Annotated in this window: 6 protein-coding genes and 2 tRNA genes; 2 read left to right on the plus strand and 6 right to left on the minus strand. The window is 62.2% G+C overall.

Features of this window, described 5'->3' with window-relative positions:
* The first annotated feature begins 168 nt into the window (after nt 1–168).
* Both VF497_RS05060 and VF497_RS05065 read left to right on the plus strand, forming a co-directional pair.
* A complete protein-coding gene (locus tag VF497_RS05060) occupies nt 169–1,629 on the plus strand; it encodes a LysM peptidoglycan-binding domain-containing protein (protein ID WP_330886548.1) in 1,461 nt (486 codons plus the stop codon).
* A 98-nt stretch (nt 1,630–1,727) separates the two neighbouring features.
* Nucleotides 1,728–2,510: an enoyl-ACP reductase gene (locus VF497_RS05065; RefSeq protein ID WP_330886549.1), complete on the plus strand. Its 783-nt coding sequence runs from the start codon at nt 1,728–1,730 to the stop codon at nt 2,508–2,510.
* A 76-nt stretch (nt 2,511–2,586) separates the two neighbouring features.
* On the opposite strand, the gene VF497_RS05070 is transcribed toward VF497_RS05065, so the two are convergent.
* The 6 genes from VF497_RS05070 to recA form a co-directional block, all read right to left on the minus strand.
* Nucleotides 2,587–4,503, minus strand: a complete 1,917-nt coding sequence (locus VF497_RS05070; protein WP_330886550.1) for a SurA N-terminal domain-containing protein — start codon at nt 4,501–4,503, stop codon at nt 2,587–2,589.
* 122 nt (nt 4,504–4,625) lie between these two features.
* A tRNA-Asp gene (locus VF497_RS05075) sits at nt 4,626–4,702 on the minus strand.
* A gap of 88 nt (nt 4,703–4,790) precedes the next feature.
* A tRNA-Val gene (locus VF497_RS05080) sits at nt 4,791–4,865 on the minus strand.
* 16 nt (nt 4,866–4,881) lie between these two features.
* Nucleotides 4,882–5,154 (minus strand): HU family DNA-binding protein, encoded by a 273-nt coding sequence (locus VF497_RS05085; protein WP_330886551.1) that lies wholly within the window; start codon nt 5,152–5,154, stop codon nt 4,882–4,884.
* 315 nt (nt 5,155–5,469) lie between these two features.
* Nucleotides 5,470–7,962, minus strand: a complete 2,493-nt coding sequence (gene lon, locus VF497_RS05090; RefSeq protein WP_330886552.1) for an endopeptidase La — start codon at nt 7,960–7,962, stop codon at nt 5,470–5,472.
* Between the two features lie 284 nt (nt 7,963–8,246).
* Nucleotides 8,247–8,980 (minus strand): recombinase RecA (gene recA / locus VF497_RS05095; protein ID WP_330886553.1); only part of this gene is annotated, 734 nt, incomplete at its 5' end.

Below are 8,980 nucleotides of genomic sequence, written 5' to 3' on the forward strand. Positions count from 1 at the left end.
AGTGCGGAAGGTGTCGAATTAGAACAGATTTACGATGCTGAAATCCGGATAAACGAAATGTTAAAATTTTGTTTATACTTTATGACTTTTTAATGGCGCAAATCTGGCTCGCTGCTATAGTCCGCCCGTCGATTTGAACGGGAACCTCCTGAAGCATGATCTGCGGCTATGCCATCCAAGGCTGAGAGCAACGCCTGCGCCAACCGGCGCGAGCGTCGCCTGCTCACGCTCAGCGCGTGCTGCGCGACCTTGGGCTGTGCCTTCATCCTGCTCGCGGCGTGCAGCACGCCGGTGGTCCGTCATGCCGTCGTGGTGCCCGAGCCGCCGCAACCCGGCGCAGTGCCCGATCTGGTGGTGGAGCCGAAAGCGCCGAAGCTGATTCCCGCAACGCCCGCCTCGCCGTGGCCGCGCCTGCGCGCACGCTACGCGATGCCCGGGTGCGACTACAGTCCGACTGTGCGCCAGTTCGCCACCCAGATGGCGTCAAGCCCGGCGCATCTCTCCGCGGCTTTCAAGGAGGCGATGCCGTTGCTGCTCATCGTCACCGAGCAGATCGAAAAATACGATATGCCGGGCGAGTTCGCGTTCCTGCCCTGGGTGGAGTCGAGCTACAACATGATTCCCGCTCGCGGCGACGGCGTCGCCGGCATGTGGCAGCTGATGCCGTTCACCGCGCGCGAGAATGGTCTGCGCGTCGACAGCGAATACGATGGCCGTCTCGACATTACCGCGTCCAGCCGCACCGCACTTGCGCTGATCAAGCAGTACAAGGAAAGCTTCGGCGACTGGCGCCTGGCCAACATGGCCTTCAATGCCGGCGAAAACAGCGTCCGCGCCGCACTGGGCAAGCGGCGCAGCATCAGCCCGGCCGAGATCGCGACGCTACGCCTCAACCAGGTCAACTACGAGCACCTGATCAAGCTATTGGCGGTGTCGTGCATCGTTTCCGCTCCCGAGCGCTATCACGTCGAGCTGCCCGAGCCCGATGCCGACGACGCGCTGACCCTGCTTGAACTACCCGCGCCACTCGATCTGCGCCTCGCGGCGAAACTTGCCGGCATGGACTTCGCCGAATTGCAGCGTCTCAATCCCGCCTATCTCAAGGCGCGCATGCCCGAACGCGGTCCGTTCCACCTGCTCGTTCCCGCGCAGCAGCGGCCGGCGATCGAACGCACGCTCGGCATGCTGCCACAATACGCCTGGCAGAACTGGCGCGAAGCGAAGTTGCAGCAACCGCAAAGCCTCGACACGCTGAGCATGGCCTACGATCTGGACGCGGCCGCCCTCGCTCAGGTCAACCACATCGGTGCGACGGCGACAACCTTGCCTTCCGGCACGCGCCTCATGCTGCCGGGACGTGGTGCCGAATCTGCGTCCGTTGCAGCGGCAACCCCGGTGGCAGCGGCTCGCCAGGCGGCCGTTGCGATCCAGACCGCGTCTCCTCCGGCCGCGGCGAGCAAGGAAGGTACCTGCACCGTTCGCTCCGGCGACACGCTGTGGGACATCGCCAATCGCTACGGCGTGCGCATGGAAGACCTGCTGCACTGGAACCGCCTTTCGCGCAACGCCACTCTGCGCCTCGGCCAGAAACTCGTGCTCAATGCGCCGTTGCTCGAAGCGGCGAAGTAGTTTGCAGGCGCCGCCCTCTGCGCAGCGCAACTCCAGTTCGATCCGCCTGAGCTTGCGCTAGAATTGCGTGCTCGAAACAACGATCGTTGGAGTGCACAATGGGATTTCTGCAGGGCAAACGCGCGCTGATCACCGGTATCATCAGCAACCGCTCGATCGCTTGGGGCATCGCGAAGGCGATGCACCGCGAAGGCGCCGAACTCGCTTTCACCTACGTCAACGACAAGCTCAAGCCGCGCGTCGAAGAGGCCGCCAAGACATTGGGTTCGGACATCGTCCTGCCCTGCGACGTGACCGACGATGCACAGATCGCGCAATTGTTCACCGATCTCGGCAAGCACTGGGACGGCTTCGACATCCTCATCCACTCGATCGGTTTCGCCCCGGGCGAGGCGCTGACCGGTGAATTCCTCGACGGCCTGACCCGGGAGAACTTCGCCATCGCGCACGACATCTCGGCCTACAGTCTGCCGGCGCTGGCCAAGGCCGCGCGACCGCTGATGAAGGGGCGTAACGGCGCAGTTCTGACTCTCACCTACCTCGGCGCCGAGCGCGCGCTGGCGAACTACAACGTCATGGGCCTGGCCAAGGCCAGCCTCGAAGCCTCGGTGCGTTATCTCGCCTACAACCTTGGACCGGAAGGCACGCGCGTCAATGCGATCTCGGCCGGGCCGATCAAGACGCTCGCCGCCGCCGGCATCGCCAATTTCCGCAAGATGCTCGACCATGTCGAACAGAATGCACCGCTGCGCCGCAGTGTGACGATCGACGAAGTGGGCAATACCGCCGCATTCCTCTGCTCGGATCTGGCCTCGGGCATCACCGGCGAGGTGACCTATGTCGATGCCGGCTACAACACACTCGGCATGACGGGCATCTGAGTCAACGGGAAGCGTTAAAAGCGGATAGAGGCAACTCTGCTCTATCCGCGTTGAATCACGCTGGACGCTTTTTCGCTTATTGCAGCAAGCGGTCTTCGGCGATCTTGACATCGGCCGACTTGCGCAGCGCCTCGAGGAAACCACGCACCGCATCGTTCGAGTAACCCTGGGCGAGCTGATTGCGTGCGGCTTCCTTCGATTTCGCATCGAGCTTGGACGGATCGGCATCCTTGACCACAGTCAACGCAACAAGGGCGTAGGCGTCATTCGGCAGCGCGATTTCGGCCGTCGTCGGCTTGTCCGCCGCCGCGGGGCGCGCGAGCTTGAACACTTCCGCGACCAGCCTGCCGTCGAGATTCGCGGCGTTGCGGCCGATGTCCTTCTCCTGCTCGACCTTGGCTTTCACGACTGCTGCGATCTGCTCCAGCGCCTCGCCCTTCTGCAGGCGCGCATACAGGGTATCGGCCTGCTCCTTCGCCTGCTTGGCCAGTTGCACCGTGACGAGCTTGCCGCGAATCTCTTCGCGTACCTGATCGAGCGGCTTCTGCACGGGCGTCTCGTGTTGATCCAGATGCACGAAGACGACATGGTTCGGCGCGAGCGTGATCGCGTCCGAGGTGTTGCCCTCGACGAGCACACCCGGCGCGAACGCCGCCTTGGTCACCGCAGGATTCGCCGCGATGCCCTCGCCGCCGGCGCGCGTGAACAGGGTGGTCTTCTGCAGCGGCAGGTTGAACTGCTTGGCGGCATTGGCGAGCGAAGGATCGTTGCCGAGCGCGTCGACGAGCTTGCCGGCCAGATCGCTGTAGCGGCGTTCGTTCTCGGTTTCCAGATATTGCTTGGCCAGTTCGGCCTTCACTTCCTCGAACGGCTTAACCTTGCCTTCGCGCACGTCGCGCAGCTGAATCAGATGGTAGCCTTCGGGCGACAGCACCGGCGCGGAAACATCGCCCTTCTTCATCGCCCACAGTGCGGTCTCGAATGCTGGATCGGTCAAGCCCTTCTCCAGCCAGCCGAGATCGCCGCCCTGCGACTTCGAGCCGAGGTCGTCGGATTTTTCCTTCGCGAGCGCTGCGAAATCCTTGCCGCCCTTGATTTCCGCTTCGATCGCCTTCGCTTTCTCCAGCGCGGCCTTCTGCGCGTCGGCATTCGCGTTCTTTTCCACCTTGACGAGGATGTGCGAGGCCTGACGCTGCTCGGGCGCGGTGAATCTCGCCTTCTGCTCATCGTAACGCTGCTTCAGCGTCGCCTCGTCCGGCGTCACATCGGATTTCATCTTGGCCGCGTCGAGTTCGATGTAGGCCAGCGAAATCTTCTCCGGCGTCATGAATTCGCCGCCGTGGTCCTTGTAGTACTTCTCTATATCCGCATCGGCGACCTTGATCGCGTCGGCTGCGGGCCTTTCGAATTTGACGTAGCCGAAATCGCGGGTCTGGTCGCGCAGCTTGAGGAAGCTGTCGATCTCGGCATTCGTCACGACGCCGATCTGGGCGAGACCCGCCGGCAATTGGCGCGTAGCCAGGTCCTTGATCAGCCCTTCCTCGTAGCCCCGCTCGGTCATGCCGGCGGCGCGAATACGCATGTTGTAAAGATTGCGGTCGAATTTGCCGTCCGTCTGGAACGCAGGCTCGGCCTCGATCATTTGCTTCACTTGCGAAAACGGCACCATCACGCCCAGCTTCTCGTTGGCGCCGGCGAGCAACTGCTCGTTGACCAGCTGATCGAGCACCTGGCGCTTGCGCTCGGGCGTATCGAATGCGGCTGCATCGAACTGCGTACCGTAGGCCCGCTGCATCTGCGAGCGGTAATTATTGTAGGCCTGTCGAAACTGGTCCTGGCTGATCTCCTTGCCATCCACCTTGGCGACGAAGGTATCGGTCTTCGGATTCATGTATTGCTCGATGCCGAAGAATCCGCCGAATACGATCACGACGACGCCGAGAAGGATCTTCGCCGCGATACCGGAAAACCTGTCGTGCAATGTCTGCAGCATGGAAATGTATTTCTCTTAATTGAGAAGTGCGGCCAAGGATGGCCGCTTTTTGACTTTCGCGTTCAGGGATGAACGCACGAGTACATAAAACGAAGGCGCCTTGCGGCGCCTTTGTTTATAAATGGCGGAGTGGACGGGACTCGAACCCGCGACCCCCGGCGTGACAGGCCGGTATTCTAACCAGCTGAACTACCACTCCGCACTAACTGTCGGAATCCGGTGTGGAGCCGTGCCGGATTCCATTTTCTTTTTGCCTTACCGCTACGAGTGGTAACCCGCATCGAGTTTGGTGGGTGCTGAGGGTTTCGAACCCCCGACCCTCGCCTTGTAAGGGCGACGCTCTACCGCTGAGCTAAGCACCCTTGGCAGGCGAGCCGCTTAGTTTAGAGCATCTTTCAGCGCTTTGCCAGCCTTGAACGACGGATTCTTCGAAGCCTTGATCTTGATCGTCGCACCGGTGCGCGGGTTGCGGCCCGTGCGCGCTGCGCGCTTGCGCGCGAGGAACGTGCCGAAGCCGACGAGCGCGACGCTGTCGCCCTTCTTCAACGCCTTCGTGATCACTTCGATGACGGCTTCGACCGCACGACCGGCATCGGCCTTGGTCAGTTCGGCCGATTCGGCCACCGCGGAAACGAATTCACCCTTGTTCATGTTATGTCTCTCCCAGAAGGATATTGGCGAGCGCTCGCCGTTAGGTAATCGAAATCATACGAAGCATGTGCAGGCAAAGACAGGGTAGCTTGCTGGCCTCGTTGCCCCGCGCCTTCTGCATCAAGCCGAAAGCGGCAGACGCGAAGGGCGGCGCGAACTTTATACCAGCCCTCCCCACCCTGCGCAACCTCAATTGCAATGCGCCCTGCAGCGATTTTCGCGGTGTCGGCAAACGCGCCGATTTTGTGCAAGGCGGCTTGACATGCTGGTCAGGAATTTGCATGCCGGCGCATTGCGCCGACATGCATTCGCGCATCAGTGAGGACGCACGGCGGTCGAGCCGGCTGCGTCTTCGACGGCAGGCTCCGATGCAACATTTTGCGCATTTTCCACTTTTTCCACTTTTTCCGGCAGCGGCGAGAGCGGGCGTTCGAGGGCGATATCGAGCACCCCGTCGATCCAGCCCACCGGCCGAATCTCGAGCGACTCGGTCACGTTCTTGGGAATTTCTGCCAAGTCTTTCTCGTTTTCCTCCGGAATAATCACGGTCTCGATGCCGCCGCGATGCGCCGCAAGCAGCTTCTCCTTGAGTCCGCCGATCGGCAACACGCGGCCGCGCAGCGTGATTTCGCCGGTCATCGCCACTTCGGAGCGCACCGGCACCTTAGTCAAAGCCGACACCAGCGCGGTGCACATGCCGATGCCCGCTGACGGCCCATCCTTCGGCGTCGCGCCTTCGGGCACGTGGATGTGGATGTCGTATTTCTGGTGGAAATCCGCTTCGATGCCGAGCCGATCCGTGCGCGCGCGCACAACCGACAATGCGGCCTGGATCGACTCCTTCATCACGTCGCCAAGCTGGCCCGTGTTCACGAGCCGGCCCTTGCCCGGCACGATCGAGGCTTCGATGCTGAGCAGTTCGCCGCCCACCGAAGTCCACGCCAGACCCGTGACCAGGCCGATCTCGTTCTGCAATTCCCTGCGTCCGAACTGGAACTTGCGCACGCCGAGGTAGCGATCGAGGTTCTTGCTGTCGACCGTGACCTTGCCGCGCTTCTTCTCGGCCTTGCCCGACTTCTTCGCCTTGTCCGCGGCGAGGGTCAGCTCGGTCACCACCTTGCGACAGATCTTGGCGAGCTCGCGCTCGAGATTGCGCACGCCCGACTCGCGCGTGTAGTAGCGGATCATGTCGCGCACGGCCTCGGTCTTGACCGAGATTTCCTCGGGCTTGAGACCGTTCGCCTTGACCTGCTTCGGCAGCAGATAGCGCTCGGCGATATTGATTTTCTCTTCTTCGGTATAACCAGGGATGCGGATCACTTCCATGCGATCGAGCAGCGGGCCCGGGATGTTGAGCGAATTCGCGGTCGCGATGAACATCACTTCGGACAGATCGAAATCGACCTCGAGGTAATGATCGTTGAACGCGTGGTTCTGCTCGGGGTCGAGCACCTCGAGCAGCGCCGAGGACGGATCGCCGCGGAAATCCATCGACATCTTGTCGATCTCGTCGAGCACGAACAGCGGATTCTTGGTGCCGACCTTGTTGAGGTTCTGGATCAAGCGCCCCGGCATCGAGCCGATATAGGTACGGCGATGGCCGCGGATCTCGGCCTCGTCGCGCACGCCGCCGAGCGACATGCGCACGAACTTGCGCCCGGTCGCCTTGGCTATCGACTGACCCAGCGAGGTCTTGCCCACGCCCGGCGGCCCGACCAGGCAGAGGATCGGACCCTTCATTTTCTTCACGCGTGATTGCACGGCGAGGTATTCGACGATGCGTTCCTTGACCTTCTCCAGACCGAAGTGGTCGGCATCGAGCACTTCTTCGGCAGCGCCCAGGTCCTTGCGCACCTTGCTGCGCTTCTTCCACGGCGCGCCGACGAGCCAGTCGATGTAGTTGCGCACCACCGTGGCTTCGGCCGACATCGGCGGCATCTGCTTGAGCTTGTTGAGCTCGGCGCGCGCCTTCTTCTCGACCGGCGGCGGCATGCCGGCCTTGTCGATCTTCTTGGTCAGCTCCTCGACTTCGTTCGGCGCATCCTCGCCCTCGCCCAGCTCCTTCTGGATCGCTTTCATCTGCTCGTTGAGGTAGTACTCGCGCTGGCTTTTCTCCATCTGCGACTTCACGCGGCCGCGGATGCGCTTCTCGATCTGCTGCACATCGATCTCGCCGTCGACGAAACCCATGAGCATTTCGAGGCGATCGGCCACGTCGGCCGTTTCGAGCACGCGCTGCTTGTCCTGCAGGCGGATCGACAGGTGCCCGGCGATCGTATCGGCGAGGCGGCTGGTGTCATCGATGCCGGACAGCGTCGCCAGCAATTCGGGCGGAATCTTGCGGTTGAGCTTGACGAACTGCTCGAACATCGACACGAGCGAGCGCGAGACGACCTCGACCTCGCGCGGCTCGCGCGTGTAGATCGACTCGAGTGCGCGCGCGTAGCCGGTCATGATGCCGTCGCGCTCGGAGAAGCTCGACACTTCCGCGCGCATCAGGCCTTCGACCAGCACCTTGATCGTGCCGTCGGGGAGTTTCAGCAGTTGCAGCACGGTCGCGACCGTGCCGATCGAATAGAGGTCGCCCGCCTGCGGATCGTCGATGTCCGGGCTGCGCTGGGCGACGAGCAGGATGCGCTTGTCGCCTTCCATCGCCATGTCCAACGCGCGTACCGATTTCTCGCGCCCGACGAACAGCGGGATCACCATGTGCGGATAGACGACGACATCGCGCAGCGGCAACACCGGCAATTCGTTGATGTTGGACAGATGCTGCTGCACAGGCTGGTTTGGAACGGGGTTTGCCATTGGATTTCCTGAATGCTTTGCTCGTCCGCGTCGCCGTGTTCGCCTCGGCGCAACGCCGGACAAAGCGAGGGTGACGCGGTATGACTATCCCGTCAAGTGTGGACGATCGCGCAGTTTGCAAGCATTGCGCGACAAGCCCCGCGCGCACCACGCGAGCTGAATGCACAGGAAACGTTACGGTCAAAACGAAAAAAGGACGCGAAAGGGGTTTCGACTCCCCGCTTCGCGTCCCTTCGATACAGACCGTGTCGATCATGGAGCGCCCACAAAGCGGGCGCGCCGATTCAGACCTCTTCGAGTTCCTCGGTCTGCGCAGCCGGAGTGCTCGCCTTCGGTGCCAGCGCCACACGCAGTTTGTCCTCGATTTCCTTGGCCGCGGTCGGATTGTCCTTGAGATACTGGCGCGCGTTGTCCTTGCCCTGACCGATGCGCTCGCCGCCGTAGCTGTACCAGGCGCCGGATTTCTCGACGATCTTGTTGTCCGAGCCCAGGTCGATCAGTTCGCCCTCGCGGCTGATGCCCTCGCCGTACAGGATTTCGGTGACGATCTGCTTGAACGGCGGCGCGAGCTTGTTCTTGACCACCTTGATCTTGGTCTGGTTGCCGACGATTTCGTCGCCCTTCTTGACCGCGCCGATGCGGCGGATGTCGAGGCGCACCGAGGCGTAGAACTTGAGCGCATTGCCGCCGGTCGTGGTCTCCGGGCTCTGGCCCGGCATCATTACGCCGATCTTCATGCGCAGCTGGTTGATGAAGATGACGAGCGTGTTCGAGCGCTTGATGTTCGCGGTCAGCTTGCGCAACGCCTGCGACATCAAGCGCGCCTGCAGGCCGGGCAGCTGGTCACCCATCTCGCCTTCGATTTCTGCGCGCGGCGTGAGCGCGGCGACCGAGTCGACGACGATCACCTCGACCGCGCTCGAACGCACGAGCATGTCGGCGATTTCCAGCGCCTGCTCGCCCGTGTCGGGCTGCGAGAGCAGCAGATCGTCGACCTTGACGCCGAGTTTCTCCGCGT

This window comes from Rudaea sp. (genome assembly GCF_036383415.1).
In the GTDB taxonomy this organism is placed as follows: domain Bacteria; phylum Pseudomonadota; class Gammaproteobacteria; order Xanthomonadales; family Rhodanobacteraceae; genus Rudaea.

Bases quoted from the DNA above. Each gene is read 5' to 3' on its own strand.
- VF497_RS05060 (WP_330886548.1), top strand. From the start codon at position 169: ATGCCATCCAAGGCTGAGAGCAACGCCTGCGCCAACCGGCGCGAGCGT.
- VF497_RS05065 (WP_330886549.1), top strand. From the start codon at position 1,728: ATGGGATTTCTGCAGGGCAAACGCGCGCTGATCACCGGTATCATCAGC.
- VF497_RS05070 (WP_330886550.1), bottom strand. From the start codon at position 4,503: ATGCTGCAGACATTGCACGACAGGTTTTCCGGTATCGCGGCGAAGATC.
- VF497_RS05085 (WP_330886551.1), bottom strand. From the start codon at position 5,154: ATGAACAAGGGTGAATTCGTTTCCGCGGTGGCCGAATCGGCCGAACTG.
- lon (WP_330886552.1), bottom strand. From the start codon at position 7,962: ATGGCAAACCCCGTTCCAAACCAGCCTGTGCAGCAGCATCTGTCCAAC.